The organism is Vreelandella sp. H-I2, assembly GCF_052959335.1.
On sequence record NZ_JBRAMC010000001.1, the window covers coordinates 540,087 to 566,003 of the forward strand.

Annotated in this window: 30 protein-coding genes; 19 read left to right on the forward strand and 11 right to left on the reverse strand. The window is 56.1% G+C overall.

What is annotated here, in order from left to right; translation table 11 throughout:
• Positions 1–81 precede the first annotated feature (81 nt).
• From ACUVOF_RS02595 to ACUVOF_RS02610, 4 genes are read left to right on the forward strand one after another with little or no spacing between them, the layout of a single operon-like run.
• Positions 82–1,068: an iron-siderophore ABC transporter substrate-binding protein gene (locus ACUVOF_RS02595; RefSeq protein ID WP_447042881.1), complete on the forward strand. Its 987-nt coding sequence runs from the start codon at positions 82–84 to the stop codon at positions 1,066–1,068.
• The gene (locus ACUVOF_RS02600) at positions 1,028–2,104 is read left to right on the forward strand and encodes a FecCD family ABC transporter permease (protein ID WP_447042882.1); all 1,077 of its coding nucleotides are present in this window, start codon (positions 1,028–1,030) and stop codon (positions 2,102–2,104) included. The genes ACUVOF_RS02595 and ACUVOF_RS02600 overlap by 41 nt, the downstream gene beginning before the upstream one ends.
• A complete protein-coding gene (locus ACUVOF_RS02605) occupies positions 2,101–3,144 on the forward strand; it encodes a FecCD family ABC transporter permease (RefSeq protein WP_447042883.1) in 1,044 nt (347 codons plus the stop codon). Before ACUVOF_RS02600 ends, ACUVOF_RS02605 begins: the two co-directional genes overlap by 4 nt.
• Entirely contained in the window at positions 3,141–3,950 is an 810-nt protein-coding gene (locus ACUVOF_RS02610) for an ABC transporter ATP-binding protein (RefSeq protein WP_447042884.1), read from the forward strand. The genes ACUVOF_RS02605 and ACUVOF_RS02610 overlap by 4 nt, the downstream gene beginning before the upstream one ends.
• Before the next feature lie 4 nt (positions 3,951–3,954).
• Here ACUVOF_RS02610 and ACUVOF_RS02615 read toward each other — a convergent pair whose 3' ends face one another.
• Positions 3,955–5,151, reverse strand: coding sequence for a Bcr/CflA family efflux MFS transporter (locus tag ACUVOF_RS02615; RefSeq protein WP_447042885.1), 1,197 nt, complete (start codon positions 5,149–5,151; stop codon positions 3,955–3,957).
• Positions 5,152–5,397: 246 nt separating this feature from the next.
• Between ACUVOF_RS02615 and ACUVOF_RS02620 the strand changes: the two genes are divergently transcribed.
• The 6 genes from ACUVOF_RS02620 to ACUVOF_RS02645 all read left to right on the forward strand — a co-directional run bounded on the left by ACUVOF_RS02620 (position 5,398) and on the right by ACUVOF_RS02645 (position 9,343).
• Positions 5,398–5,907, forward strand: a complete 510-nt coding sequence (locus ACUVOF_RS02620) for a cupin domain-containing protein (protein ID WP_447042886.1) — start codon at positions 5,398–5,400, stop codon at positions 5,905–5,907.
• Between the two features lie 145 nt (positions 5,908–6,052).
• A complete protein-coding gene (locus ACUVOF_RS02625; RefSeq protein ID WP_447042887.1) occupies positions 6,053–6,484 on the forward strand; it encodes a TetR family transcriptional regulator C-terminal domain-containing protein in 432 nt (143 codons plus the stop codon).
• Positions 6,481–7,158: a type 1 glutamine amidotransferase domain-containing protein gene (locus ACUVOF_RS02630; protein WP_447042888.1), complete on the forward strand. Its 678-nt coding sequence runs from the start codon at positions 6,481–6,483 to the stop codon at positions 7,156–7,158. The genes ACUVOF_RS02625 and ACUVOF_RS02630 overlap by 4 nt, the downstream gene beginning before the upstream one ends.
• A gap of 21 nt (positions 7,159–7,179) precedes the next feature.
• Entirely contained in the window at positions 7,180–7,476 is a 297-nt protein-coding gene (locus tag ACUVOF_RS02635; protein ID WP_113268730.1) for a DUF1330 domain-containing protein, read from the forward strand.
• A gap of 336 nt (positions 7,477–7,812) precedes the next feature.
• The gene (locus tag ACUVOF_RS02640) at positions 7,813–8,076 is read left to right on the forward strand and encodes a helix-turn-helix transcriptional regulator (RefSeq protein ID WP_447042889.1); all 264 of its coding nucleotides are present in this window, start codon (positions 7,813–7,815) and stop codon (positions 8,074–8,076) included.
• Complete coding sequence (locus tag ACUVOF_RS02645) at positions 8,066–9,343, forward strand: HipA domain-containing protein (protein WP_447042890.1); 1,278 nt, start codon at positions 8,066–8,068, stop codon at positions 9,341–9,343. Before ACUVOF_RS02640 ends, ACUVOF_RS02645 begins: the two co-directional genes overlap by 11 nt.
• Before the next feature lie 53 nt (positions 9,344–9,396).
• Here the strand turns inward: ACUVOF_RS02645 and rhuM are convergent, their stop codons facing one another.
• From rhuM to ACUVOF_RS02660, 3 genes are all read right to left on the reverse strand, one after another.
• Positions 9,397–10,395, reverse strand: a complete 999-nt coding sequence (gene rhuM / locus ACUVOF_RS02650; protein WP_447042891.1) for a RhuM family protein — start codon at positions 10,393–10,395, stop codon at positions 9,397–9,399.
• Positions 10,396–10,929: 534 nt separating this feature from the next.
• On the reverse strand, positions 10,930–11,853 hold the full coding sequence (locus ACUVOF_RS02655) for a bifunctional helix-turn-helix transcriptional regulator/GNAT family N-acetyltransferase (protein WP_447042892.1): 924 nt from the start codon (positions 11,851–11,853) through the stop codon (positions 10,930–10,932).
• Positions 11,854–12,029: 176 nt separating this feature from the next.
• Positions 12,030–12,839: a sulfite exporter TauE/SafE family protein gene (locus ACUVOF_RS02660; RefSeq protein ID WP_447042893.1), complete on the reverse strand. Its 810-nt coding sequence runs from the start codon at positions 12,837–12,839 to the stop codon at positions 12,030–12,032.
• A gap of 107 nt (positions 12,840–12,946) precedes the next feature.
• On the opposite strand from ACUVOF_RS02660, the gene ACUVOF_RS02665 reads away from it, so the two are divergent.
• The gene (locus tag ACUVOF_RS02665; protein WP_447042894.1) at positions 12,947–13,729 is read left to right on the forward strand and encodes an AraC family transcriptional regulator; all 783 of its coding nucleotides are present in this window, start codon (positions 12,947–12,949) and stop codon (positions 13,727–13,729) included.
• Between the two features lie 146 nt (positions 13,730–13,875).
• Here ACUVOF_RS02665 and ACUVOF_RS02670 read toward each other — a convergent pair whose 3' ends face one another.
• On the reverse strand, positions 13,876–14,073 hold the full coding sequence (locus ACUVOF_RS02670; protein ID WP_447042895.1) for a hypothetical protein: 198 nt from the start codon (positions 14,071–14,073) through the stop codon (positions 13,876–13,878).
• 429 nt (positions 14,074–14,502) lie between these two features.
• Here ACUVOF_RS02670 and ACUVOF_RS02675 point away from each other — a divergent pair, with 429 nt between their 5' ends.
• From ACUVOF_RS02675 to ACUVOF_RS02685, 3 genes are all read left to right on the forward strand, one after another.
• Positions 14,503–15,633 (forward strand): endonuclease/exonuclease/phosphatase family protein, encoded by a 1,131-nt coding sequence (locus ACUVOF_RS02675; protein ID WP_447042896.1) that lies wholly within the window; start codon positions 14,503–14,505, stop codon positions 15,631–15,633.
• Positions 15,634–15,936: 303 nt separating this feature from the next.
• A complete protein-coding gene (locus tag ACUVOF_RS02680; protein ID WP_447042897.1) occupies positions 15,937–16,254 on the forward strand; it encodes a helix-turn-helix domain-containing protein in 318 nt (105 codons plus the stop codon).
• The gene (locus ACUVOF_RS02685; RefSeq protein WP_447042898.1) at positions 16,247–17,506 is read left to right on the forward strand and encodes a type II toxin-antitoxin system HipA family toxin; all 1,260 of its coding nucleotides are present in this window, start codon (positions 16,247–16,249) and stop codon (positions 17,504–17,506) included. The genes ACUVOF_RS02680 and ACUVOF_RS02685 overlap by 8 nt, the downstream gene beginning before the upstream one ends.
• Positions 17,507–17,601: 95 nt before the next feature.
• Here ACUVOF_RS02685 and ACUVOF_RS02690 read toward each other — a convergent pair whose 3' ends face one another.
• From ACUVOF_RS02690 to ACUVOF_RS02700, 3 genes are all read right to left on the reverse strand, one after another.
• Entirely contained in the window at positions 17,602–19,830 is a 2,229-nt protein-coding gene (locus ACUVOF_RS02690) for a pyrroloquinoline quinone-dependent dehydrogenase (protein WP_447042899.1), read from the reverse strand.
• Positions 19,734–20,096, reverse strand: coding sequence for a glucose dehydrogenase (locus ACUVOF_RS02695; protein WP_447042900.1), 363 nt, complete (start codon positions 20,094–20,096; stop codon positions 19,734–19,736). The genes ACUVOF_RS02690 and ACUVOF_RS02695 overlap by 97 nt, the downstream gene beginning before the upstream one ends.
• A 226-nt stretch (positions 20,097–20,322) precedes the next feature.
• On the reverse strand, positions 20,323–20,511 hold the full coding sequence (locus ACUVOF_RS02700) for a type IV toxin-antitoxin system AbiEi family antitoxin domain-containing protein (protein ID WP_447043223.1): 189 nt from the start codon (positions 20,509–20,511) through the stop codon (positions 20,323–20,325).
• A gap of 95 nt (positions 20,512–20,606) precedes the next feature.
• Here ACUVOF_RS02700 and ACUVOF_RS02705 point away from each other — a divergent pair, with 95 nt between their 5' ends.
• Positions 20,607–20,981, forward strand: coding sequence for a GFA family protein (locus ACUVOF_RS02705; RefSeq protein WP_447042901.1), 375 nt, complete (start codon positions 20,607–20,609; stop codon positions 20,979–20,981).
• Positions 20,982–21,140: 159 nt separating this feature from the next.
• Here ACUVOF_RS02705 and ACUVOF_RS02710 read toward each other — a convergent pair whose 3' ends face one another.
• The 3 genes from ACUVOF_RS02710 to ACUVOF_RS02720 form a co-directional block, all read right to left on the reverse strand.
• Positions 21,141–21,557 (reverse strand): PIN domain-containing protein, encoded by a 417-nt coding sequence (locus tag ACUVOF_RS02710; RefSeq protein WP_447042902.1) that lies wholly within the window; start codon positions 21,555–21,557, stop codon positions 21,141–21,143.
• Positions 21,554–21,808: a FitA-like ribbon-helix-helix domain-containing protein gene (locus ACUVOF_RS02715; RefSeq protein WP_447042903.1), complete on the reverse strand. Its 255-nt coding sequence runs from the start codon at positions 21,806–21,808 to the stop codon at positions 21,554–21,556. Before ACUVOF_RS02715 ends, ACUVOF_RS02710 begins: the two co-directional genes overlap by 4 nt.
• A 574-nt stretch (positions 21,809–22,382) precedes the next feature.
• On the reverse strand, positions 22,383–23,288 hold the full coding sequence (locus ACUVOF_RS02720; RefSeq protein WP_447042904.1) for a LysR family transcriptional regulator: 906 nt from the start codon (positions 23,286–23,288) through the stop codon (positions 22,383–22,385).
• Between the two features lie 111 nt (positions 23,289–23,399).
• Here ACUVOF_RS02720 and ACUVOF_RS02725 point away from each other — a divergent pair, with 111 nt between their 5' ends.
• The 4 genes from ACUVOF_RS02725 (at position 23,400) to ACUVOF_RS02740 (ending at position 25,507) form a co-directional block, all read left to right on the forward strand.
• Entirely contained in the window at positions 23,400–23,996 is a 597-nt protein-coding gene (locus ACUVOF_RS02725; protein WP_447042905.1) for a flavodoxin family protein, read from the forward strand.
• 73 nt (positions 23,997–24,069) lie between these two features.
• Complete coding sequence (locus tag ACUVOF_RS02730; protein ID WP_447042906.1) at positions 24,070–24,600, forward strand: aldo/keto reductase; 531 nt, start codon at positions 24,070–24,072, stop codon at positions 24,598–24,600.
• The gene (locus ACUVOF_RS02735; protein ID WP_447042907.1) at positions 24,561–25,136 is read left to right on the forward strand and encodes an aldo/keto reductase; all 576 of its coding nucleotides are present in this window, start codon (positions 24,561–24,563) and stop codon (positions 25,134–25,136) included. Before ACUVOF_RS02730 ends, ACUVOF_RS02735 begins: the two co-directional genes overlap by 40 nt.
• Before the next feature lie 83 nt (positions 25,137–25,219).
• Entirely contained in the window at positions 25,220–25,507 is a 288-nt protein-coding gene (locus ACUVOF_RS02740; protein WP_447042908.1) for a DUF1330 domain-containing protein, read from the forward strand.
• The last annotated feature ends 410 nt before the right edge of the window (positions 25,508–25,917 follow it).

A 25,917-nucleotide genomic window follows, 5' to 3' on the forward strand; every position in this document is an offset into this window, starting at 1 on the left:
CCGCCCTTCACGCTTATATCGAGCAACGACCTCCACCCGGTATACCGGATGGAGGTCGTATCGCTTGCAGGAGATTGGACAATGACATGGCTTCATGACAGCAAGGCTCTCTGCGTCGCACTACTAGCATCGGTCAGTGTTGGTACAGCAAGTGCCCAATCCTACCCCTTGGAAATCGAGCACGCCCTGGGCACCACGGTGCTTTCCGAGAAGCCCGAGCGGGTAGCGACCGTGGCTTGGGCCAATCACGAAGTACCGCTGGCGCTTGGCGTGGTGCCGGTCGGCTTTGCCGCCGCCAACTTTGGCGATGAAAACGGCAACGGTCTACTGCCCTGGGTGGTCACTCGGCTTGAAGAGCTGGGCGCAACGCCCCCCGCCCTGTTCGATGAAGGCGACGGCATCGATTTTGAAGCCGTGGCCAAAAGCCAGCCCGATGTGATTCTGGCCGCCTACTCGGGGCTTAGCCAGGCGGATTACACCACCTTGAGCCAGATTGCCCCGGTAGTAGCCTACCCCGAAGGCCCTTGGGCGACCGACTGGCGCGACATGATCCGCCTAAACAGCACCGGCATGGGCATGGCGGAGGAAGGCCAGGCGCTCGTTGAAGAACTCGAGGCGCAGATTGCCACCACCGCTGATAACCACCCCGAACTGGCAGGCAAGACGGCCATGTTCGTGACCCACCTCGACCCCACCAACCTGGGCCGCATTTCGTTCTACACCGATAACGACGCGCGGGTGCGGTTTTTCCACGACCTAGGACTGGAATCCCCCAAGGTGGTCAAGCAGAACTCCACGCCTGGCAAATTCGCTGGCGAAATCAGTTCTGAATTGATCGACGAGCTTAATGACGTGGATATTCTCGTCACTTACGGCGGCCAGCCGCTGATTGACCAGCTCAACGCCCACCCGCTCACCTCCCGGCTGCCGGTGGTAGAAAACGGCGCTGTTGTCCTGCTCGGCAATACTCCGCTGGGCACGGCGGCTAACCCCAACCCAATGTCAATTTCATGGTTGCTGGATGATTATGCAGATCTGCTCTCAGAAGCCGCACGCAAGTCAGACTAACCGCGCTACGGTAACTGGCCCTGGCGTCGCCCAGCAGCGCAGCAAACTGAACACACGTGTTGCCGGCGGCCTCTTGCTGCTGGCTTTGCTTATGCTGGGGTTAATGCTTTCCGTTGCTTTGGGCGCCCGGGAAGTGGGTTGGCAGGAAATCGCCGCCGCGCTGAGCGGCCAAGTGGAAACCATTGGCGATGCCGCCGTGGCCAGCCGCCTGCCGCGCACCCTGCTGGCCATGCTGGCCGGGGCTGCGCTGGGGGTTTCCGGCGGAGTCATGCAAGGCCTGACCCGCAACCCACTAGCGGACCCCGGCCTTCTGGGTGTTAACGCCGGGGCGGCGCTGGCGGTAGTGATCGGTATCGCCTGGTTCGGCATCGACGAGACAACAAGCTACATTTGGACCGCCATTACCGGTGCCGCGGTCGCCGCCTGCGCGGTTTACGCGATTGCCAGTCTTGGCCGAGGCGGCGCCACGCCGCTTAGATTGGCGCTGGCCGGCGCCGCCATTACCGCGGCACTTAGCTCGCTGGCCACCGCCGTGGTGCTGCCGCGTGGCGATATCGGCGGGTTGGTGCAATCCTGGCTGGTGGGTGGCGTGGGCGGCGCGACATATGACCAACTGCTACCGGTACTCCCCTTTCTACTCACCGGGTTTGTCATCACCCTGCTCGCCGCGCGTAAACTCAATATGCTGGCGCTGGGTGATGACACCGCCGCCGGGCTGGGCGAAAAGGTGGCAGTGGCCCGAGCCATGTCGGCTATCGGCGCGGTATTGCTGTGCGGGCCGATTACCGCCGTATGTGGGCCGATTGGCTTTGTCGGTTTAGTCGTACCCCACGCCTGCCGCCTGCTAGTAGGTGGCGACTACCGCTGGCTGCTGCCCTTCTCTGCCCTGGGCGGCGCGGTACTATTGATATTTTCAGATGTCGCCGGGAGGCTAGTGGCTCATCCATCAGAGCTGGATGTGGGCATCGTCACCGCCTTTATCGGCGCGCCGGTATTTATCTGGATTGTTCGCAATCGCAAAGTAGGCGCGTTATGAACCAGACGCCCCTCAATGCGATCAGCCACTTCCGACATATTCGCCGGGCAAACGCTAAGCACCGCGTTCGCATTTTGGCGGTGCTTTCCGCCTGTCTTCTAGCAGGCGTGCTGTTAACCCTGATGCTCGGGCAATCCTTCACGCCGCTTTCCACGGTGTTGCGCGTGCTGGGCGGTGCTGACGTGCCGGGGGCAAGCTTTACTGTTCGCGAGCTGCGCCTGCCAAGAGCCGTGGTATCCGTGCTGGTAGGCGCTTGTTTTGGCCTGGGCGGCATCGCCTTTCAGACCATGCTGCGCAACCCGCTGGCCAGCCCCGACATCATCGGCATCAGTACCGGCGCGAGCACCGGCGCCGTGTTTGCCATTGTGGTGCTCTCGCTAAGCGGCCCGGCGGTTTCGCTGGTGGCGATTGCCGTAGGACTGGGCGTGGCGCTGTTGATCTATACGCTCTCCTGGCGCCAGGGCGTGACCGGCGGACGGCTGATTCTGATTGGTATTGGTCTTGCCGCCATGCTGCAAAGTATCACCGCTTACCTACTGATGCGCGCCCCAAGCTGGACATTGCAAGAAGCTCTGCGCTGGATCACCGGCAGTGTCAACGGCGCGCAGTTGGACCAGGCGCTGCCGCTTTTTATTGCCCTGCTGCTATTTGGCGGGCTGCTGCTAAGCCGTCGACGCGACCTGGAAACCCTGCGCATGGGCGATGACTTGGCCGCCGGGCTGGGCGTTCGCCTGGTCGTCACGCGTGCTGTCGTGGTCATTACCGCCGTTGCGCTGGTGGCGTTTGCCACCGCGGTATCGGGGCCGGTGGCCTTCGTGGCGTTTCTTTCCGGTCCCATTGCAGCACGACTGATGGGCCGCAACGGCTCCCTGCTGGTGCCTTCCGCGTTAGTAGGTGCCCTACTGGTGCTGCTGGGCGATTACGCGGGCCAGTTTCTGCTCCCCGCCCGCTATCCGGTCGGCATCGTGACCGGTGTGCTGGGCGCGCCTTATCTTTTGTATCTCATCGTTCGCGACAACAAAACTCGAGGCACCCTATGAGCGCTTGTTCACTACTCGCCCAGGGCCTGGTGGCAGGCTATGGGGAACGCACCATTCTCGATGGCGTTAGCTTGACTGTGCCTGCCGGTCAGACAACCGCCATTGTGGGCGCCAACGCCTGCGGAAAATCGACCCTTTTGCGTGTGCTTTCAAGGCTACTGACGCCCGCCCAGGGCAGTGTGCTGCTGCAGGGCGACGCCATTCATCAAATGCCCACCCGCCGCTTAGCGCAGCAACTTGGGTTTCTGCCGCAATCACCCATCGCTCCGGAAGGCATCAGCGTGCTTGAACTGGTCAGCCGTGGCCGCCACCCGCACCAGGGGCTTTTCAAGCGTTGGAGCGTGGCGGACGAAGCCGCCGTGGCCGAAGCGTTGGCCGCCACCCAAATGACAGCCCTGGCCGAACGCCACGTAGACGAGCTTTCCGGCGGTCAGCGCCAGCGGGTGTGGATCGCCATGGCGCTGGCCCAGCAAACCAAGGTATTGCTACTCGATGAGCCCACTACCTTTCTGGATATCAACCACCAGATCGAAGTGCTTGATCTGCTCACCGATCTCAACCGCGAGCGCGGCACGACTATTGTGATGGTGCTCCACGAGCTGAACCTGGCTGCCCGTTATGCCGACCAGCTGGTCGCCATGGCCAACGGCGATGTTTATGCAGTAGGCCCGCCGGAGGAGATCCTAACCGAGCAGATGGTGCGGGAGGTATTTGGCCTGGAAAGCCGAGTGATAGAAGACCCGGTGACCGGCAAACCGATGATGATACCGCTGGGGCGGCATGGCAAGGAAGTCAACAGGGCCTGATGCATTACGCCTCGACGGCGGCACGCCCTTTGATGATCGAGCGGGCCAGCATCAGATACGCCACCAAACCACAGGCGGCCATGGCCAGGATGATCGATTCAAGCGTATGCGGCAGCATGGCGGATAGCGCGCTCAAGATCCCGGCGATACCGAACTGGGCCGCACCCAGAAGCGCTGCGGCCGTTCCACCGCTGGTGGGAAAGAACTCCAAAAAGCAGGCCTGAATATTCGGCGAGATCGCCCCCACCGCGCCGATGGTCAGCATCATAGCGGGCAGGAAAGCGTACAGCGGCCACTCCATGAAGGCGGCCATCACCAGCAACAGCATGCCAACCGCCTGACTGCCCGTCGCTAATTGCAGGATGCGCAGCGACGGCAGCCTGGAAAGTAGCACACGATTGAAAATATTGAAGATAAGCATCGCGATAATGTTAGCCGCAAACAGCATCGAAAAGCTCGAGGGCGACTGGCCGAAGTGTCCCTGATAGATAAAAGAGGCGTAGGTGATGAACATAATCAGGGTGGAAAAAGAGCCCGCCTGCCAAACGATGAATGGCAGCGCAGGCTTTGTCGTTAGCACCAGTTTGTAACGCGCCAACAAGCTCATTTTAGGGCTTTTCGCTCGCGACACCTTGCCCTTGCCGGTAAAAAGCACCCGCACCAGTAACGGCACCAGCAGCAGCGCGTACGCCGCCAAGGCGAAGAAAATATAGTGCCAGGAGCCCACCGTCAGAATCGCGCTGCCTACGCTAGGCGCAATACCCGGCGCCAGCACCATGATAAAGCCCATCATCGAGAACAATTTCGCGGCGTCGCGGCCCGCCACCCGATCGCGCACCAGCGCCGGTACCGATACCAGGGTCAAACCGGCGCCAATGGCCTGAACGGCCCGCCCACTGAGCAGGGTGTTCAAGGAATCCGCCATACCGATGACAATGCTTGAGAGCGCAAAAATCACCAGCCCGCTCATCAGAACACGTTGTCGTCCGAAGCGGTCCGAAAGTGCACCACCGATTAACTGACCCAACGCCATCGCGAATATATACACCGATACGCTTAGCGATACCGCCTGCTGTGATACCCCCAGCGATTCACCAATAACCGGAAAGGCCGGCAGGTACGTATCCATGGAAAACGGGCCCAGCATCATGGTCAGAGCCAGGCTCAGCACCACAATGAAGGGCGTTTTTGATTGGCTCATAGCAGCTCGCGGTAAAGTGGCGTAATGATGAACAACATCATCGCTATGATACCGATTGACGCCCTCAAGGCAATCGAACAGAAAATGAGGGGTACGCTGCTTGGCGGTGATCCACCGAATAATCGGTCAGTCTCTTATCGGATAGCTCGACCATGTTAAAGACTATGTTAAGGACTATGTTAAGGACTATGTTAAGGACTACTCTTTAAAGACGATGCTGAAAGAACACCCAATGAGGAGGCCAAGATGTCTATTCCGCAGCCCGAATTACTCCATTTTGATAGCGATGACACGACCGGCTATCCCAACTCCCCACTGCCGGTGCTGGTTTACCGCCAAGTTCTCGACACCAGCGATGCAGATGAACTGGCTGACGCGTTTGAAAGCATGTTTAAGCGCCACGGCTGGCCGCCAGCGTGGCGCTATCACCTCTATGATTTTGACCACTTTCACTCCACCGCCCACGAGGCATTGGGCATCTTCCGTGGACAAGCCCGGGCACGGCTGGGTGGCCCTAACGGCCGCGAGACGGTGCTAAGCGCGGGCGATGTGCTGGTGCTTCCAGCCGGGGTTGGGCATGCCAGCATAGAGTCAGACGATGATTTCTGTATGGTAGGCGCTTACCCACCGGGGCAAGACCCGGAGATAGAGCGCGGCGACCCAGCACAGCTTGAGGCAGCCCAAGCGCGAGTAGCTTCCGTCACCTTACCCGAGAACACCCCGGTAGGCGGGCCACTCAAATCGCTGTGGGAGTAGACGTGCTAGCCATCTAGACGACTGGTCTAATCAGGCGTAAGCTGTCTTTTATGAACACGACACCAGCGACCGGCGATGTGAGGCTTTTGGCGAAGCGCTGCTGGAAGACTACTTCACTGGCTACCTCATCCAGCTGGAAGAGTGCTTGAGCCAGCCAGGGGCTTCCAACGCCGAACGCCTGGCGAGCTACTGGACAAACTGGCGGAACACCCAGCACCACGGCAACCCGAGCGGCAAATGCCTGGCGGTCAAACTCGCGGCGGAAGTCAGCGATCTTTCCGAGCGTATGCGCCAAGTACTGCAGCGCGGCACCGAGGTCATCATCGCCCGCCTAGCCCTGGCGATTGAGGCAGCGATAGATGATGGCTCGCTGCCCGGCTTGACCGGTACGCAAGGCAATGCGGCCGAGCTGGCCACCACGCTTTATCAACTGTGGCTGGGCGCCAGCCTGCGCGCCAAGATCACCCGCGACCGGGTACCGCTGGATGCCGCCTTAAAAGCCACCTACGCCCTGTTAAATCTCACTCCCACCCTAAATCACACTCCCTATCACACCCAGGAAAGGACTCAATCATGAAAATTCTCGTCGTCGTTACCTCACACGATAAGCTTGGCGATACCGGCAACAAAACCGGCTTCTGGCTAGAAGAGTTGGCCGCACCCTACTACACCTTTATGGATGCAGGCGCCGAGCTGACCCTGGCCTCCCCCGAAGGCGGCCAGCCACCGCTGGACCCCAGCAGCAATGCGCCGGACGCCCAAACCGAGGCCACCAACCGCTTTCAAGCAGACCTCGACGCACAGGCCGCGCTGGCCAACACCCGAAAGCTTGATGATATCGATATCGCCGAGTTCGACGCGGTCTTCTACCCCGGCGGCCACGGTCCGCTGTGGGACCTGGCCGAAAGCGCCACCTCCGTGCGCCTGATCGAGGCTGCCCTGGCAGCCAACAAGCCAGTGGCCACGGTATGTCACGCCCCCGGCGTGCTGCGCCATGTGAAAGGCAGCGACGGCAAGCCATTGGTGGCTGGCCGTAAAGTGACCGGCTTCAGCAACAGTGAAGAAAAGGCCGTTGGCTTAACTAACGTGGTGCCGTTTCTGGTCGAAGACATGCTCAAAGAACAGGGCGGCCAGTACAGCAAAGGCGATGACTGGAGTTCTTACGTACTTGTCGACGGCCTGCTGATCACCGGCCAGAACCCCGGCTCATCTGAAGCGACCGCCCAAGCGCTTTTAAACAAGCTTTCCTGATAATTACCCAAGGAGAATGGAATGCCGGCTTATGTTGTATTGACGCGTGAACGCACTCACGACGCAAAGGAAATGGAGCAATACGCCACCAAGGCGAAAGCCGCCCGCGAAGGCCACGACCCGCAACCGCTCGCCTTCTACGGTGATTTTGAAGTGCTGGAAGGCAGCGATATGGAAGGCGCGGTCATCCTGCGCTTCCCCGACATGGCTGCCGCCCGCGCCTGGTACCAAAGCGACGCCTACCAGGAAGCCCGCAAGCACCGCTTCCAGGGCGCCGACTACCGCGTGTTTATCGTGGATGGGATGGAAGAAGCGTAACAAGCGCTCTCTATGCAGCGCTTAGTAATACAAAAGGGCCGTTCGGTGATTTACGAACGGCCCCTTTTCTATTTTGCTAATTCATATGTCCGCGCTAATGGCTTCGCCTTGGGTAGAAACCAAGCTTTGCTTGATCCGTCGCCAAACCTGCCGTTTGCCCTCTTGGCGAACTAATAAAGACTCTTTATTCGTCGCCCGCCCTTCTAGTTACCGCCCGGTAATTTACAATAAGATATGAGGCTTTTTAATATAATAATTACCGTTCGGTAATTATTATATTGTGAGAAACAAGCATCAGCCCTATAATTACCGAACGGTAATCAAAAGCAGGTACCTATGCCAATCACTAACTCCCCCTTCTCCATAACTACTACCATTCACCAAAGCGAAGACCTCGGCAAACTGGTGCGCCAACTACGTGCCGAGCAGGGCCTATTACAGGCTGATCTGGCAGGCCTTGCTGGCACCGGCAATCGCTTTATCGTCGATCTGGAACGGGGCAAGCCGACCCTACAGCTGCAAAAAGTGTTAGACGTATTGGACTTGATGGGGCTTGAGGTAGTTGTGAGGCGCAAAGGAAGCAACCGCCATGGTGAGTGACGGTACCTTAACGGTTTATCACGACGAAAGGCATGTTGGGTGGCTGTACGATACTCAACCACTCCGCTTCGAATACGCGCCTGAATGGCTGGAGCACTCTAAAGCAGTGGGTCTCTCACCCTCACTCCCCCTCACGCAGCAGGTTCACGCAGGCGATGGCGTGTTGGCCTATTTTGAGAACCTGCTGCCGGAGGGCGACCTCCGGCATCACTTGGAACTTCGCCATCACACCACGACTGTTTTTGGGCTGCTGAAAGCCATTGGTGGCGATACGGCCAGCGGCTTCACCCTGCTTTCACCGGGCGAGTCACCGGCTCCGCCGCACTACCGGCCTATTCATTGGGAAACTGTGGCTGAACACTTGCAACATCGAGAACGGGGCCCGCTGTTTTCGCAACCGTTTTCGCAACAAGGTGAAGAAGCGCGAATCTCACTCGCCGGTGCTCAAAACAAATTACTGTTGATGGTACAGCCAGATGGAAGCCCCGCCATACCAGAGGGTTCGGCGCCTTCCAGCCATATTCTCAAGCCAGATATTCAAGGCCTGAAAGGTGTCCGGACCACCGCCCTCAACGAAACCTTTTGCATGCAGCTGGCCGCTGAACTCGGGCTCGACGTCGCCGAGGCTAGCTACCAACCCGAAACCCGTGCCTGCCTAGTGCGTCGATACGATCGCATCTCCGACGCACAAGGTAAATTGCGGCGCCTACACCAACTCGATTTCTGCCAGTTGGCCAGCACCCCATCGCTGATCAAATACGAAAGCGACGGCGGCCCAGGCCTGGTTCGTTGTCGTGAACTACTGCAGCAAACAGGCGCACCGGCTAAAGACTTGCAGCGCCTGATCGGCTGGCTCTTTTTCAATCTGTTGATTGGCAACAACGACAGCCACGCCAAAAACCTCGCCATCCTTTATACCGATGAAGGCCCCCGCTTGGCGCCGTTTTACGACCTGATGAGCACGGCGCTTTATAGTGGCCTATCGCGCCGCTTTGCACTGCACATCGCCGGCGAGGATCACCCCGGTAGTACCGAGCGCTCACACCTTGAGACGCTGGCCCGCTCGCTGCGATTCCAACCACGTTACTTTCTACGCCAAGGACTAGAACTCGCTGAACACATGCCCGCAGCCATTGACAGCACCCTAGCCACGCTGAGCCCTATGGCGGATCAAGGTACCGAACAGACACTGCTACTGCTAGAGAGGTTGCAGCAACGGCTTTTAAGTAACTGTCGAAAGCTGCCGGCGCGATGGTCGGCAGATTAATACAAACGCGTGGCATGGCGTTATATCTCAGCGCTACCTCAGTATCGATAGCTTCATTTTTCTTTCAGCAGTATGAAGTGCTCAATCAGCCGAATCATCAGCGTTTTTTGATCGGGTAGGCTCTCAGCCACCAACAGGGCTAACGCCACCAGCGTGTTATCGTTGATCAATTGCTCGACTGGCCGGGCCAGCAAGGCTGCGTTGCGGCGTAAGTACCATAGAAACAGAAACGAACCACAGCGCTTATTTCCATCGGCCAATGGGTGGTTTTTAATTACAAAATAGAGCAAATGCGCAGCGCGGGTGGCTACATTGGGGTAAAACAGCTCATCGCCAAAGCCTTGCTCAATGGTGGCCAAAGCCGATGTCAAACCGTCGCCCCGCACCTGTCCAAATAGTTCGGTTGCCTCACCTTTGGCGATTAAGGTTTGCTTTAACTCACCAATGGCTTTCAAGGCTTCTTCCAACCCCAGTGAGTGCATACCGGGCTGCTTAACGTTTAGCTCGGTTAATTGCTGCTCGTCGTAGCCCTGCAACAAACTCCAGGAGCGAGCGTAATCACTAATCACACGGGCAACCGCTTCGCCTTCTGTAGAAACTAGGCCTTGATTGGTCAACGTACGACTGAGCAGACTCACCGCCTGCTCAAACTCTATGCCACGCTCGGTTAGGCGTCGTTGGTTCAGGGTGTAGCCTTTTACTAAATGATCTTTTAATACTTGAGTTGCCCACTTGCGAAATTGCACACCACGCTGAGATTTCACTCGATAGCCGACTGAGATAATGGCATCTAAGTTATAATGGTCTATTTCCCGCTGAACTTGGCGTTTACCCTCTTGGCGAACTATCCGGAATTTCCGGATAGTTCCCTCTTTCTCTAGTTCAGCTTCTGCATACACATTACCAATATGTTCATTCACGGTACGCACATCTTTGCCAAACAGTTCTGCCATCTGCGCCTGGCTTAGCCAAACAGTCTCTTGCTCCAGCGTCACCTCAAGGTGTGCTTGTCCATCTTCGCTGGTGAATATCTGTATTTGCTGATCATTCATGATCGCTTCCTTTAGGTTCACAAACGTTATGCATTTCTAAAGCAAGCTCACTTCAATGCAGCATATACCCTACTGCCGCAGCAAACACCTAAACCAGCCTGCTTTTAAGCTAAGCAAACCTTAACATAATACTGTTTATATATACATAAAAAGCCCCACCTACCAAGAAGCCCGCAAGCACCGCTTCCAGGGCGTCGTTCGGTGATTTACGAGCGGCCCTTTTTATATCTTTACTAATTCAAATGTCCCGCTAACGGCTTCGCTTTGTGTAGACACCAAGCCTTGCTTGATCCGGCGGCGAACCTGCCGCTTTTCCTCCTGGCGAACCACTAAGGAATCTTTATTCGTCGCCTGCCCTCCTAGTTACCGCACGCTAAAGATGCATTTTTTGTATTACTGATCCCCCTAGAGTCTTCTGCAAAAGTCTTGTGATCGCGGACTGGTGTCGAATACGGGTGTAAAGCAGCACATTGGAACCTTCCGCAATGGTTAACACTCAAGCACGTGAAGTAATAGTGCCTCACGACTTGGGAACTACAGTTCGCGCCTCCAGATCTGGCCGACAAGATCCTTACCGAAGCTGTAATGGGGCGTTTCCTCCACCAGTTCGAAACCCGCCTTTTCATAAATCTTTCGCGCACCGATAAGAACGCTGTTGGTCCACAAGATGATTTTTTTATAGCCAGCTTGGCGGGCGAATCTTAGGCATTCATCGACGAGGCGGCTACCTATTCCAAGACCTCGGGCGGAGGGATCGACATAGAGTAACCGCAGCTTTGCGGTCGTCTCGCCTTCCTTAACGATGAACACGGAGCCAACGACGCTTCCCTGCTTCTCGACGATCCAGCACCGCTCCCAATGTGGGTCAAAATTACGCAGATACTTGGCGACGATGTCTGCTGTCAGTGCTTCATACTCACTGTTCCAGCCGTACTCCTGGGCATACAGAACCGCCTGCCGATGAACGATCCATCCCATGTCGCCCGGCTGCGGGTCGCGCAGCACGTAGCTCGAATCCGTACCGCCGAGCAGGCTCTCGATTTGATGCATCGCCTCGATCAACTGGTGTTGCTCAGGCTCCGAAAGCCGCTTGAGCATGGCAACAACTTCACGCTGCGACGCATCATTCAACGGCAGGTAAGTTTCCCGCCCATGATCGGTCAATTGAAGCTGCGCGGCCCGGCGATCAGAGGGCAAGGGAATCCTGGTGATGAGCCCCTTCCTCTCGAAGCCTTTTAGCACCCGGCTCACGTAACCGGCATTGAGCCCCAGCTCCCGGCAAATATCCGAGCTGGTAAGCATCGGCCGATGCGCCAGCTCATAGAGAATGCGAACCTCCGTTAGCGAAAATGGGCTTTCCAGCAGATGCTCGTGCAGCACACCGATCTGACGCGTGTAGAAACGGTTGAAGCTTCGCACCGTTCCGGCCCGCTCATGCAAGCGTTGTTCTGCGGCCATAAAGAGGCCTCCAATTAGTTGCCTTAGGCACATAAATAATTGCTTTTGGCAACCATGTCAACATGGATCTCATAAGAAACTACTGACAAAAGAAATGAAGCTCACTCGCCTGCACGATGACCTGAATGCCAAGCGCCACACATCTCCCAAACAGGCATCTTCCCAGCAAGCAACACTCAACGCACAAAAACCATCACCACCAGCACCACTGCCAGCAGTAGCAGGTACACCCTGGCATGAATACGATCAGGAATGCGCCCTATCCATATCGACGCCAGGCGGATTCCGAGCCATGAGCCCACCGCGAGTACCAATAAGGCGCGCAGATCCACATAACCGGCATACCAAGCCCCCAACGCTGGATGATTTGCCGACAGCAATATATACGTCGCAGTGCCACTGACTGCCATGGGCAACGACAACGGATTGGCCATAGCAGTGGCTACCGTCATGCTCACGCCTCTACGGCGCATAAGCGGTACGGTCATCACGCTGCCACCCACGCCCAGCAAGGCGGCTACCGCACCAATCAATGTACCCGTCATCGCCGTTACCCCACGCCCCATCGGACGCACATCACTCCCCGCTTGATGCAGAAAACCGGGTCGTAAAACGGCATCTGCAATCGTGATGCCCAAATAGCCGATAAACGCCCAGCGCACCCACTCCCCGCTTAACGACACGGCCGCCGCCGCGCCCAGCACAGCGCCCACGGCGATATAGCCCACCAGCGGACGCACCAGATGCCATTGCACGGTCTGCCGTTGGTGGTGGCGCCATGTGGACAGGGAAGCAGCAAACACCATCAACGCCGTCGAGGTGGCCACCGCAATATGCATGGCCGCCTGACCGATACCACTATCCGGCCCATGGACGGCAATCAGCAGGGTATACAGCAAGGGAACCACCACGAATCCACCCCCGAAACCGAACAACACGGTGGTCACTCCCGCCAACCCGCCACAGAGTAGCAATACGCTATACACCGGCACTCTCCTGATGAAACCAAACAGCAGGCACTATATGCTGGCGAGGGTTGGCCGACATTCGTCGTTCGGACAACCATCAACGCGTTTCAGCCAGGGTAACGCTAATGCTCAATACGCCTCTTTCAGATGTGGATCATGTAGCACGGCCCGTGGTGGCCATCGGCACTGACTACCGCCCCGGCACACTGCTTGATTTTCATACCCATCGCCGTGCCCAGTTTCTTTATGGGATGACAGGACTTATGGAAGTCGACACGGATGACGGTACCTGGATGGTGCCGCCCTACAGCGGCGTCTGGCTGCCAGCAGGCAAACGCCACCAAGTGCGCATGAACGGGGTGAGCACCCGAAGCCTGTATATCGAGCCCCACGTTGCGCCACGCATATCGCGCAACTGTGAGGTGCTGGTCGTGACGCCTCTTTTGCATCATTTGCTGCTGGCTTCCGCCCACATCCCCGCGCTTTATGATGAAAGCGGCCGCGACGGTGCCTTAGCTCAACTACTTCTATTTGAACTGGAACAGGCTCAGGTCCTGCCACTATTTGCACCCCTGCCCCATGACCTTCCACTCGCCAGCCTGTGCAGAGAGTTTCTCGGCCAGCCAAACATTCATAGTCTTCCCGAGGAGTGGGCTAGGCAGTTGCACCGCAGTCAGCGCACCTTCAATCGTCTGTTCCGTCAGCAGACAGGACTCTCCTTTGGCGTATGGCGCCAGCAGGCCTGCCTGATGGCGGCTCTCCCCAGACTGCTGTCTGGCAGCTCCGTTACCCGAACCGCGCTGGAGCTCGGCTACGACAGCCCGACCGCATTCTCCAGCATGTTTCGCAAGGTACTCGGCCAATCCCCCAGCGCTTTTGTTCGGGCGGCTAATCGTCAGCAGGAATAACTACCTCAACAGACCTAGGAAGGCCTACAAGGCGCCGACGACCACGCCGTTATTGTTAATGCCGTTCACGAAGCCTAAAAAGCAAAAACCTCCGCCTTTTAAATTCACTTCCTACGAAGGGGTAACCCAGCGCAGGTGAGCCCGCTTCAGTAGGCACATAAAAGGCCGTTGCAGACAGGTTGTTTATAAATATTACTTAAGTGTTTGGTGATTGCAGGGCGCTTGGTATTAAACAGTTCTGCCATCTGCGCCTGGCTTAACCAAACAGTCTCTTGCTCCAGCGTCACTTCAAGGCGGACTTGCCCACCTTCGCTGGTGAATATATGTATTTGCTGATCATTCATAATCGCTTAATTTACATCGTGACCATTGTGCTGGGATTCCCACCGCCTTGAGCGTTTTTTCTGGTGGGTAGGTTTTTATGGTTATAACAGTTCAATCTAATAGAGGGTTGATCATTAAACTGTCATCTATTATTGTAAATATGTCGGCGGCAGGAAGCCGCTTTTGAAATGGAATTCCCGCTCAGGATGAGCGGCCGCGACCAGGAAGGTACAAGTCTAAAGCGCTCCCATCGTGGGGCGCTTTTTTTGTGTCCACGGTAAGCCAGCTCGCACAAAAACTCAGGGCAATCGCTTTCATAAACTCGGAAAGCCCACTGCAAATGCAGTAACGGTGATCTTGACTCCCCCTTTCTGCCGACTTCAAATAACCCTACTAAGTCATTCTGGCAGTATTTATTTCTTCCGCCGTTACCGCGTTTAAGAGGCTCCATGTTCTTAAAATTAATGCTATGGACTATTCGTGTACTGATATTCCTATTGATAGTGGTGAGCATACTTCCTGAGTTGCCCAGCGGTCAGTGGTGGGTCAGGCTCTGGGAATTCCCTCGGCTGCAGTTGACCTTCGTTTTGGCTGTGTTGTTGCTGCTACTGGGCTTCCATGCGTGGCTGAAACGGGCAAAGAAAGAACATGCGGTGTTATTAGTGTTGATCCTCGCATTAGGCGGGTGGCAACTGTTACATATCGTGCCGTTTACGCCGATCTGGCCAAACGAAGTGCCAGCCGCCGATGCTCAAGCATTCGAGGAGCAGTCAACGTTTAAAGTCCTGACCGCTAATGTTTCCTATACGAATGACAGCTACTCCGAAGTAGTCGAGTTGATCCAGCGCGAGGACCCTGACTTATTACTGTTAATCGAAATAGATAGTGAATGGGAAGAAGGCTTAGCGCCGCTGAATGCACACTACGAGTATCGAGTAGGTGAGGTGCGTGGGGAGGGGCTAGGAATCGTGCTTTGGTCACGGTTCCCATTCCTTGAGCAGGAAGTGAGGCACCTCGTTTCCGAACGCCGACCATCTGTCTTTGTGACTCTGGATATTCCCGGCATAGGCCCCGTACGCTATGTAGGTACTCACCCAGTCCCACCGGGGTTGCAAGATCGCATCACTCATAATGATGAAACCACTGAACGCCGAGACAGCCGGGTTCGCGACGCTGAACTGATGCTCGTTGCCCGCCATGTTCAGCAAGATGCAGACAACCGTTGGATAGTGACTGGTGATTTCAATGACGTCGCCTGGTCCGATACTACCAAGCTATTCGCCGACCTGAGCGATCTTAAAGATCCACGACGAGGAAGGCGGCTGCTGAGCACTTACCACGCTGAGCGTCCATTGTGGCGCTATCCGATCGATCATCTATTTGTCTCTGACGGCTTTCATCTCATCGACCTGGACCGAGTAAGGGTTAAGGGTTCAGACCACTTCGCTATTACGACAACGCTGGCTGCCGCGAGAAAGGATCAAGCGAAACCAGAGGCTTCTGAGGAGGAACACCAAACGGCTCAGGAGCTAGTCGAGGAAGGTACTGAAGATGCTAGTGAGCATGATGTTAGCGATTAAAAGAGGCAGCCCCATAGGGCTGATCCAACAGATTAATCCGTAGAGACTCATTGCCCAGCGCTGATATACGCGCTTGGGTACGGCAAAAAAACCACCTGATTTCGGCCATTTCGATCATTGCTCAACGTGCTGGAAAAGCCAGCGACAGTTTTTGCTGGTGCGCATATAAATCCAATATTTAAGAAATAATTGGTTAAAATAGGTTTTAAGAAACACAATATTGGAATTAGCTATATTGTATAAATTTCAAATTAACTCCATAATTTTCTATGTTAACTCCCACAAACAGCGATTACTCATCTTATGCTGGATTTAAGCCTCAGCAAACCCAATGAAGTCGTCAAGCGGCTTTGTGAACGCCTACGCAAGGAACGTCTGGCACAGCAGATGACGCAAGCAGACGTAGCCGGGCGCGCCGGTATCGGCACCAATACCGTCTCCAATCTGGAAGCCGGGCGTAATGTCGGCTTCGAGAATCTCGTTCGCGTTGCCATGGTGCTTGGCCGAACCCAGGAACTTGAGGCGCTGTTTTTACCCAAACTGGAAAGCATTGACGATATTCGCCGCTACGAGGAAGGTACCCGCCGTCAGCGCATCAGAAGGAAACGCCGCGATGCTTGAGCAAGTCGATGTGTTCTTTGAGGGCTGGGGCGAGCACTGGTTATGGGGCTCGCTAGTGTCGACGACCACCCTCACCGGCCGCCCTCAGATCCTGTTTGAGTACAGCGATGAAGCCAAACAACGCGGCCTGGAACTTGCCTCTTACACACTGCCGCTTGATGGTCCCAAGCTGCGTAAAGATTTTCCGCCACATCAGTGGGGTTTGCCTGGACCTATTTACGACGCGCTACCCGATGGATGGGGCATGCTGCTGATGGATCGGTTATTCAGGCGTCGGGGGCTCATCACGGCACGTATCGGAGCATTGGAGCGGCTAGCTTATATTGGCAACAATGCTATGGGCGCGATGTCGTTCGAACCTGTAGCGGCCGAGGGAATGGCGTCAAAAGACCACATCTCACTCGATCAACTGGCCGCCGATATACAGGAAGTGTTTCAGGGTGACGATGGGGAATTTCTGCAGCGGTTGCTGCAAGTGGGCGGCTCGCCGCAAGGCGCTAGGCCCAAGGCGCTGATCTATCGCGATTGGCAAACCGGCACCTTTACGACCGCTGCCACCCCGGGCTTTGAGGCCTGGTTGGTGAAGTTCCCGGCCAAGGAGGAGCACGCCGAGGTATGCGCGATCGAAACGGTTTATGCCGAATGCCTACGACAGTGTGGCATTCCAACCCCCGATACGGAGTATTTCACCCTTCCCAATGGTCAAGCAGCCTTTGCCAGTAAACGCTTTGACCGCCATAACGACATGCGTGTGCCCATGCAGAGTCTCGCCGCTTTCACAGGTGCTGATTACCAATCACCGGGCGTATTGGACTACGTTAATTTCCTTCGGGCGACCCAGCTGTGTACCAATGACGTGCGGGAAAAGGCCTTCGCCTTTGAACGCGCCGTCTTCAATGTCATCTTCAATAACCGGGACGATCATCCCAAGAACTTCGCCTACCTGATGTCGCCTACGGGTCAGTGGCGGCTGGCACCGGCGTATGACGTGACCTTCTGCGAAGGCCCAAACGGCTATCACCAGATGGATGTGATGGGAGAAGCACTCGCGATCAATCGCGCAGCGCTGTTGCGTCTTGCCGAAGAGGCCGAAGTTTCAACGCAACATGCCAATCACCTCATCGACACCATCAGCGAGGTCGCCAGCCAGTTTTCAGCTATCGCCGATGGACTATTACCGCAGGCCATCACTCGCCCCACGCTGCACATGATCCAAGGCCGTATCGACGAGAATCTGTCACTGCTGAGCTAGTAATAAACGACCGCTAAAGTTGTCCGTTAGAACAATAACTCCCATTGACCGCACTGGAGAGCCAGTCGAGTACTGGCTCAGCCAAGACAGCGGTCTTAATTCCCGTCTTCCGGTAGCGCGTAGGCGATCACATAATCGCCTATCGGTGTTTCCATGAAGTGATGCCCGCCGGCCCCGATGACTACGTATTGGCGACCATTCGCCTCATAGGTTATGGGGTTGGCCTGCCCACCGGCCGGCAGCACATCGTTCCAAAGCACCTCACCGGTTTCCGTATCGATGGCGCGAATCAGATCGTCGGTGGCGGCAGCGATGAATATCAGTCCGCTGGCTGTGACTAATGGACCGCCATTGTTGGGCGTGCCGATCTTGAACGGCATGTGCGACGGGATGCCGAAGGGGCCATTCTTACGTGCCGTACCCAATGGCTCGTCCCAGAGCGTTTCACCGCTCGCGAGATCGATGGCGCGAATGCCGCCATAAGGAGGCGCGGTACAGGGCATGCCGGTAATCGGCGCTCGCCAGCCGGCATTGACATCGATCGCATAAGGCGCACCTACTTGTGGATCGCCGGCCCCTTCGGCGGGCCCATCCGTGTCGCTATCGGTGTTGTCACCACCTGCATAGATGGGTCGAAGATTACGTTCCTCGGCTTCTTCACGGGGGATTAGACGGTTGTAGTTGGGAATATCATTGTAATTGGCAATGATGATGCCGCGCTCGGCGTCCACCGCTGCACTGCCCCAGTCGTTACCGCCATTGTATCCGGGGTACTGAATGAAACGCTGACCCACGGTCGGCGGCGTGTACATGCCTTTATAGGAGGCTTGGCGGAATTGAATACGACACCATAACTGGTCGATGGGCGTCATCCCCCACATGTCCTTCTCTTCTAGGTTCGGAAAAGCGAGGGAGTGATAGCCTGAACTAGGCTGTGTGGGCGAGAGATTATCTGGCTCAACACCGCCAGTGGGCGCCTCAACCTCTTCCACGGGAAATAGCGATTCGCCGGTTTCACGGTTGAGAACGTAAATGTCGCCCTGCTTGGAGGGCAGAATGATCGCCGGCACCGTGCTGCCGTCATCTCGTGGAAAATCGACCAGGGTCGGTTGCGAACCGAGATCATAGTCCCAGACATCGTAATGGACGGTCTGGAAGTGCCAGGCCGGTTCGCCGGTGTTGACGTCGATGGCGACGAGCGAGGTCGAGAATTCGTTTTCTTCCTCGCTGCGGTTCCCGCCCCAGTAGTCGACCGATGAGTTGCCCATCGGCAGGTAGACGTAACCCAACGCCTCATCGGAGGAAGCAGTGGTCCACATGTTGGGCGTGCCTCGGGTATAGGTCTCGCCCTCGGGTGGCAGCCCGTCAAGATTAGGCTTGCCCATGTCCCAGGCCCACTCCAGCTCGCCGGTAACGGCATCGTAGCCGCGAATCACACCGGATGGTGCATCCTCCGCTTGCCCGTCCTTGACCTGAGCGCCGGTCACCAGGACGTCCTGGACGACGACCGGTGGCGAGGTGACGGAGTACCAACCGGGAACCTTCTCGCCGATGCCTGCCCATAAATCTACCGTACCGCCGTCACCAAACGCCTGGCACAGCTCGCCCGTTTGCGCATCGACGGCAATCAATCGGGCATCCAACGTCCCCTCAATGATGCGGGTTGCGCAGAGCTGGTCATCGGCGGCATCCGGAACTTCGTAATAGGTCACCCCGCGGCAGCTGGCGCTATAGGGAATGGCACCTGGATCGACCTGGGGATCATGGCGCCACTGCTCCTCGCCGGTCCGTGCATCGAGGGAGACCATGACGTTCATGGCCGAGCAGAGATACAGGTTGTCGCCAACCTTGAGCGGTGTCGTTTCGGGCGCGTATTTACCCTGCCCCTCTTCCGGCATATCCCCTGTGCGATAAGTCCAGGCAACCTCCAACTGGCTGACATTGTCGGGCGTGATTTCATCCAGCGGCGAATGACGTGAGGCGCCGCTCTCTCTTCCCCAGGCGGGCCAATCGCCGGGCGCTGGGTCATCACTGGGCTGCGGCGACGCCGAGAAGGTCGGTGTCTGAACCGCCTGACTATCGCCGACATCAATCTGGGCCTCGCTTGAGGTGGGCCCCCCTGGGACCTCGGTTTCACCCTCGGTATTCTGGGCAACGGCATGCGTCGCCAGTGACAGGCTGACGACATAAGTCAGCACTCGCTGAGACGTGAACATGGCAGCGCTCCTCATATAGTGGCTTGGCGGCGTTTGAGAGTGGGCAGGAGCGCCAAGACGATGACACCCAGGATGATGTAACCGAATACCCGGGGCAGCAGCTCCCATGGCGACAGGCCAACCTCCCAGAAGGCCCAAATCAGCGTGCCTAACAGAACCAAGAAATAGACCCAGACTCCCGTGAGCGAATCCCTGGCCATTAAGCCACCCGAAATGATCAGCCCCAGCCCGGCAATGAGGTAATACCAGGAGCCTCCCAGCGTCACCAGCCAGATCCCGCCGGCTGCAAGAATCAGGCCGAGGATGACCAGAATGATGGCGAACACGAGCAGAAACCAACCGCCCACCCCCCGAGATGCTTTATCGGTAGCCAAACCAAGTACCTCCGTTGATCGTGGTTATTGCTATCAAGAGCGCTTGGCAAATCCACTAGCGATGCCTTTATAAAATGCCTTTATAAAATGAAGCGCCGTCTTACTTAAGCAAAGTAGACTTTATCGATCCTGTAAAGGATCGGTTGATTAACTTATGTGTTGAATCCTGTCATTCTCTTCGTCCCCATTCTCGCCCGTTTTCACCCGCCGCTTAATTCTGCTCTTCTTACAACTTACAACACTGCAGCAGCGCTAGTAGTTTCGGGCGCAGCGTTGTCAGGCTCTCAAATAGCATATCGAGGTTGTGAAAACTCTCATGGTCGGGCAGCTCGTCTATAGCTTCCATGATCGCCCTTTCGAGTGCTGACGTCTTAAGCGTCCAGTCCCATGGCAGCGTGCCTTCGTCGTTATTTATGGCAGTTTGCGGCCATCAGATACAAAAGCGACGGTGCCAAGACAAAACCGGAAGTGCCACCTATTTTGAATGTATAAATCTTTCGGAGATTAGCAATGGGTCAACTAACGGGTGGCTGTCTGTGCGGTAAAGTTCGAATCGTGGCCAGTGGCGAGCCACTTCGGGTAGGTATTTGCCACTGCATGGATTGCCGCAAGCACCACGGTGCGCTTTTCTACGCGGCTGCCGATTACCCCAAACAAGCTGTCATTATCGAAGGCGGACCGCACAGTTATCAGGGGCGCTACTTTTGCCCGGTATGTGGCTCTTCGGTTTTTTCAGTTAGCGAGGAAGAAATCGAAATTCACCTTGGCGCCCTTGATTCACCCAATCAACTGAAACCGACGTATGAGCTTTGGAACATCTGCCGTGAACATTGGCTACCGCCCTTTCCTGACGTAGAGCGCTATGACCGGGATCGGGAAGTTTGAGCGTGTTTAACGCTGCTATACATGAGCCGATTGGCCCGCCTATTCAGGTCATATTATGAGCCGATTATGATTTATATTCGGCTCATGGGCTAGTCGGAGGGTATGGTGGGGTAAAGAAGAGTGGGATAAGCAATTAAAGTGCTCGGTAGACCACATCAGTTAGGCTTCAAAAGGGTTAATGACGTCCACGTTGGCCGCCTCAAACGGAGCCATATCTCGGGAGGCGACTTGATAGCCTTGTGATACAGCAATAGCAGCAATGTAGCCATCCGGCACAGGAAAGCCACGCCCGGCGGTCCTGGCTGTCACGGCTAGCTCTGCATACTTACGAGCAGCGTCAACGTCAAAAGGCAAAATCCTCCCTCTGAACAGCTCCACAAGACCATCCAAGGTCTCGCTCAACATGTCCTTGCGCTTCCCGTTTGGCAGCGCCGCAATACCGTATAACAACTCTGCAAGTGTGGCACTAGACAGGTATAACGTTTCAGCCGACTGCTCATTAAGCCAAGCTCTGACGGCAGGATCAGGTTCGGGTTTCATCGCCTCGGAAACGATATTGGTATCCAGAACGATCATTCAAACCTCATCGGTTCAGCCGGCGTTTTGTCACGCACCTTTTCAAAGACCGCAACGTCTTCATTGGTCAACCCGACCTTGCGCCCCAAATCAGCCAGGGCATCGCCCATTTTTATACGACTTTCTGGCCGTGTGACCTCTTCCAGGATGGCCCGCACCTCAGCCTCGGCGCTGCGGTGGTTCCGCTTGGCGCGCGCTTTTAGTGCATTGTGTACTTCGTCTGGAATGCTCCTGATGGTCATCATGCCCATAGCTTAATCTCCTACTGCGTATAGTAAGCGCTAACCACGCTCTATCTGCATTCACTATAGTATAATGAATGCACAAGGCAAGCATGGGAAAGCGGTTATAGCAGAAGACAAGCGCGCAGAGGAGGCAGGTGTCACCAAACGTTGCAGGTGCCCTGGGTTCAGGGGAAAGGTTAATCGAGGGCAGCAGTAAACAAGGGTGCCACTTTAGCTTACCTACCCTAGCGATACTTCCAGCGCATAACGTTGTTCAGCGGGCACGCAGCTACTTTTTGCGTTGCACAGCAGGCGCTCCCGAACCTCGACAAGCTGATCAAGGTTAGCCGTTTGGAGCACAACCGCGGCCAGATCGAAACGGCATGGTGCGATCCACCGAGGATTGGAACTCCAAAAAGATGTACAGGTAAACCTCAACAGTATGCGCTTGCCCAAGGGTGCACATCCCATACCTTTGCCGGGTTTAAGAAACCGGAAACTCCCTCACCATGAGTGAGCATTTTTCGATTAACGGGAGGTGAAATCCAGCGAGATAACTGAACAGTTCTCTGTTGCCCCTTTGAGCCACTATACCTAGCGGTTAATCAAAATAGGGTTCCAATATACTCTCAATCCAAGTCATGAAGGCCCGGACGCGTTGGGACAGGTTACGCCGATGCGCGACTACGAGCGATGCAGCCAGCGGTTCGGGTCGTAGATCGGGCAGAATCTCCACTAGATCGCCGCTTTTAATATGGTGCGCAAGGGTCAAATAACCTGCCTGGATCAGTCCAACCCCCGCCAAGCCCGCAGCATGATAGGCCTGTACGTTATTCACTTGCATCGCCCCTGGCAGTGCAAGTGATGCATAGCCATCACCCTCCGGATATTCCCATCCAGCAAGTCGGGCGCCGAGTGTTGGCGTGTAGTGAACCATCTGGTGACCCTGAATGAGGAGGTCGTCGAGTGTTTGCGGTATCCCGTGCTTTGCCAGATAGCTTGGGCTCGCCGCGTTCATCATTCGCAACTTGCCCAGCGAGCGGGCGATCAGCCTGTCGTCAATGATTGGCCCGATACGGATGACGCAATCAAACCCTTCCTGGACGAGATCGACCCGGCGATCTGTGCTGGACAGTTCAAGCGCCAACTCAGGGTTCGCATCTAGCAGTTGGGGCAAAGCCGGAATCACGACGGTCTTTGCCAACTCAGTCGGCATATCTACGCGCAATCTCCCCCTCAGAGGAGCGCCTTTGTTCGCGAACATGGACTGCACGTCCTGAGCTTCGGCCAGCAGATCACGTGCGCGTTCATAGAAAGCACGTCCGTCTTCGGTCAATTGCACGCTGCGTGTCGTTCTGTGCAGGAGGGCCGCACCCATCTCTCGCTCGAGCCCACGAATCACTGTCGACACCCGTCCCTTCTGGATTCCTAGGCTTTCAGCCGCACGCGTGAAACTCAACATTTCCGCAACGCGGGCAAAAATCAAAAGTGCCTGAAGATTTGGCATTGTTCACCAGATAGATAACAGAGTGTTCAGATTGGGATAGTTTATAGCGTGTTTTGTACTCAGTAGAGTATCCCATGTAGTCCATCACTCCACCACATGTAGGGAACTCTCATGAACTCAGAAACCACCCCTGTCCGAACGGTCATCGTTTATCACTCAGGCTTCGGCCACACCACGCGCATGGCGGCGGCAGTCGCTGAAGGCGCAGGCACCGGTGCTGTATTAATAGCAATCGACTCCGAGGGCAATATTTCCGACGCTGCCTGGCAATCCCTCGCTGACGCAGATGCGATCGTCTTCGGCTCGCCTACTTACATGGGTGGCCCTAGCTGGCAGTTTAAGAAATTCGCGGATGCCTCCTCCAAGCCCTGGTTCGAAGGCACATGGCAAAACAAGATCTTCGGCGGCTTCACCAACAGCGCGAGCATGAACGGCGACAAACTCAACACGCTTGAGTATTTCTTCCTGCTTTCTGGTCAACACGCCGGGATATGGGTTGGTTTGGATATCAAACCGGCGAACGTCAAGGCGTCGAGACGCGACGACCCAAATCGTATGGGTTCCTATATCGCGCCCATGGCGCAAACGCCTGCCGATGCGTCTCCGGAAGAGATGTCCCCAGGTGATCTGGAGACGGCACGCCTGTATGGCGCGCGCGTCGCATTGATTGCCGGGCAGTTCCGATCTGGGAAATCTCGAACCATCTGAAATTCACCCTTGCCGATGATGTTGGCCCGCTGCTGTGCATGATGTTCATGCATCGAATCTCGAAGGAGGAGTCATGAAATACAACCGACTTGGCCGTACGGGCCTGTATGTGTCCGAGCTTTGCCTGGGCACGATGACACTGGGAGGGAATGCTGACGCGGGCATGTGGGCTGCAATTGGGGCGGTAGATCAGGCTGAAGCCAACAGTTTGATCGCCCATGCTCTGGCACAAGGAATCAACTTTATCGACACCGCCGATATTTACTCTTTCGGTCAGTCAGAGCGCATCCTGGGCCAGGCATTGAGAGACATCGGCGTGCCGCGCAGCGACGTTGTGCTGGCTACCAAGACTGCCGGTGTCATGGGGCCCAAACCCAACGACCAAGGTGCCTCGCGCGGTCATATCATGGATTCTGTGCAGCGAAGCCTGGAACGCCTTCAGGTCGACCATATTGACCTTTATCAGATTCACGCTAGCGACCCTGTGACCCCTATCGAAGAAACACTGCGGGCGCTGGATGATCTGACGCGCCAAGGGTTAGTCCGCTATGTCGGCGTATCAAATTGGCACGCGGGCAAGATCGGCAAAAAGCGCTGGGGCTGAGCGCAGCACTTAATGCCACGCGCTTTGAGACGCTCCAGGCCTATTACTCGATTGCAGGACGTGATGTAGAGCGCGAATTGTTGCCACTGGCTATCGAAGAAGAGATGGGACTGCTGGTCTGGTCGCCCCTTGCAGGAGGATTACTCTCGGGGAAGTTCGGCCCTGGAGCATCAACCGAGGAGGGCGCGCGGCGCAGTACTTTCGACTTTCCACCCGTCGATCTGGATCAGGCTTGGCCATGCGTTGCAGAAATGCGCGCCATCGGCGACGCCCGCGGTATTTCCGTCGCAAGGGTAGCGCTCGCTTGGTTACTCGCCAAACCGCATGTCACGAGTGTCATCATCGGCGCTAAAAGGATTGACCAGCTCGAAGATAACCTGGGTGCCGTCAATGTCGTTCTTACCGAGGAGGAGCTGGTGCGCCTGGAGGCCGTGAGTGCTTTGCCGCCTTACTACCCCGGCTGGATGATCGATCACCAGGATGCCAGCAGGCGCCCTGCACCTTTCACGCCGTTGGGGTCGAAGCAGCGCCAGTGACCATAACCCAATACCGGTGACGCAGGTGGCTGTAATAACCGCCCAGCGTTGAATTGAATGTAACCACTGAAGAAGAGACAGACATGCCAAAAGGATACTTGATCGGGCACGTGAGCATTTCAGATACCACCGCTTACGCCGCCTATGCCAAAGCCGCAGGTGACGCAATGCGACCTTTCAATCCGAAGGTAATAGCGGGAGGAAAGTATGAAAACCTGGAGGGTGAAGCCCATGAGCGACATGTGATATTCGAATTCGACTCGTTCTCCGACGCCAAGCGGTTCTATGAGAGTCCCGAATACCAAGCGGCCAAGGCCCTGCGCGTGGGTGTTGCGACGGGTACGTTCGTCATTCTCGAAGGGACTTCATAACGCTGACCGCAAAGCGCTCGAACACTAGCCCCCCGCTTTGATCTGGTGCCAACCATTTCACGAGTCGCGACCGCTCCTATTTAGGGACGACGCAGTTTACGGAAGCGAGTACTCAATTTCCTAGTTATGTATGAAGCTCAGCCGGGTCATGATCCAACTTAGGACGAAAAACAGGTTCGTCCCAGGCCAGTGTCGCTGTTCCCAGACATACACGAGCCGATCGCCCCGCCTATTCAGCTCATATTGTGAGCCGATTATGGCTTCTATTCGGCTCGCGGGCTCATCAGCGGACTTGTGGGTAAAGAAGAGTGGGTTAAACAGTAGAAATGTTCAGTAGACCGCACCAGTTAGGCCTCTTGCCTTTTTTGTCAGCCCTACCCATATTCTTATTTATTACTTTTGAATACGGG

Coding starts and splice junctions, on each gene's coding strand:
- ACUVOF_RS02655 (WP_447042892.1), bottom strand. CDS start 11,853: ATGGCCGCAGAACAACGCTTGCATGAGCGGGCCGGAACGGTGCGAAGC.
- ACUVOF_RS02665 (WP_447042894.1), top strand. CDS start 12,947: ATGCTCAATACGCCTCTTTCAGATGTGGATCATGTAGCACGGCCCGTG.
- ACUVOF_RS02715 (WP_447042903.1), bottom strand. CDS start 21,808: ATGGGCATGATGACCATCAGGAGCATTCCAGACGAAGTACACAATGCA.
- ACUVOF_RS02690 (WP_447042899.1), bottom strand. CDS start 19,830: ATGGGAGCTGCTGCCCCGGGTATTCGGTTACATCATCCTGGGTGTCAT.
- ACUVOF_RS02680 (WP_447042897.1), top strand. CDS start 15,937: ATGCTGGATTTAAGCCTCAGCAAACCCAATGAAGTCGTCAAGCGGCTT.
- ACUVOF_RS02720 (WP_447042904.1), bottom strand. CDS start 23,288: ATGCCAAATCTTCAGGCACTTTTGATTTTTGCCCGCGTTGCGGAAATG.
- ACUVOF_RS02630 (WP_447042888.1), top strand. CDS start 6,481: ATGAAAATTCTCGTCGTCGTTACCTCACACGATAAGCTTGGCGATACC.
- ACUVOF_RS02605 (WP_447042883.1), top strand. CDS start 2,101: ATGAACCAGACGCCCCTCAATGCGATCAGCCACTTCCGACATATTCGC.
- ACUVOF_RS02595 (WP_447042881.1), top strand. CDS start 82: ATGACATGGCTTCATGACAGCAAGGCTCTCTGCGTCGCACTACTAGCA.
- ACUVOF_RS02670 (WP_447042895.1), bottom strand. CDS start 14,073: ATGAATGATCAGCAAATACATATATTCACCAGCGAAGGTGGGCAAGTC.
- ACUVOF_RS02675 (WP_447042896.1), top strand. CDS start 14,503: ATGTTCTTAAAATTAATGCTATGGACTATTCGTGTACTGATATTCCTA.
- ACUVOF_RS02635 (WP_113268730.1), top strand. CDS start 7,180: ATGCCGGCTTATGTTGTATTGACGCGTGAACGCACTCACGACGCAAAG.
- ACUVOF_RS02645 (WP_447042890.1), top strand. CDS start 8,066: ATGGTGAGTGACGGTACCTTAACGGTTTATCACGACGAAAGGCATGTT.
- ACUVOF_RS02740 (WP_447042908.1), top strand. CDS start 25,220: ATGCCAAAAGGATACTTGATCGGGCACGTGAGCATTTCAGATACCACC.
- ACUVOF_RS02610 (WP_447042884.1), top strand. CDS start 3,141: ATGAGCGCTTGTTCACTACTCGCCCAGGGCCTGGTGGCAGGCTATGGG.
- ACUVOF_RS02710 (WP_447042902.1), bottom strand. CDS start 21,557: ATGATCGTTCTGGATACCAATATCGTTTCCGAGGCGATGAAACCCGAA.
- ACUVOF_RS02620 (WP_447042886.1), top strand. CDS start 5,398: ATGTCTATTCCGCAGCCCGAATTACTCCATTTTGATAGCGATGACACG.
- ACUVOF_RS02600 (WP_447042882.1), top strand. CDS start 1,028: ATGCAGATCTGCTCTCAGAAGCCGCACGCAAGTCAGACTAACCGCGCT.
- ACUVOF_RS02685 (WP_447042898.1), top strand. CDS start 16,247: ATGCTTGAGCAAGTCGATGTGTTCTTTGAGGGCTGGGGCGAGCACTGG.
- ACUVOF_RS02705 (WP_447042901.1), top strand. CDS start 20,607: ATGGGTCAACTAACGGGTGGCTGTCTGTGCGGTAAAGTTCGAATCGTG.
- rhuM (WP_447042891.1), bottom strand. CDS start 10,395: ATGAATGATCAGCAAATACAGATATTCACCAGCGAAGATGGACAAGCA.
- ACUVOF_RS02615 (WP_447042885.1), bottom strand. CDS start 5,151: ATGAGCCAATCAAAAACGCCCTTCATTGTGGTGCTGAGCCTGGCTCTG.
- ACUVOF_RS02640 (WP_447042889.1), top strand. CDS start 7,813: ATGCCAATCACTAACTCCCCCTTCTCCATAACTACTACCATTCACCAA.
- ACUVOF_RS02730 (WP_447042906.1), top strand. CDS start 24,070: ATGAAATACAACCGACTTGGCCGTACGGGCCTGTATGTGTCCGAGCTT.
- ACUVOF_RS02725 (WP_447042905.1), top strand. CDS start 23,400: ATGAACTCAGAAACCACCCCTGTCCGAACGGTCATCGTTTATCACTCA.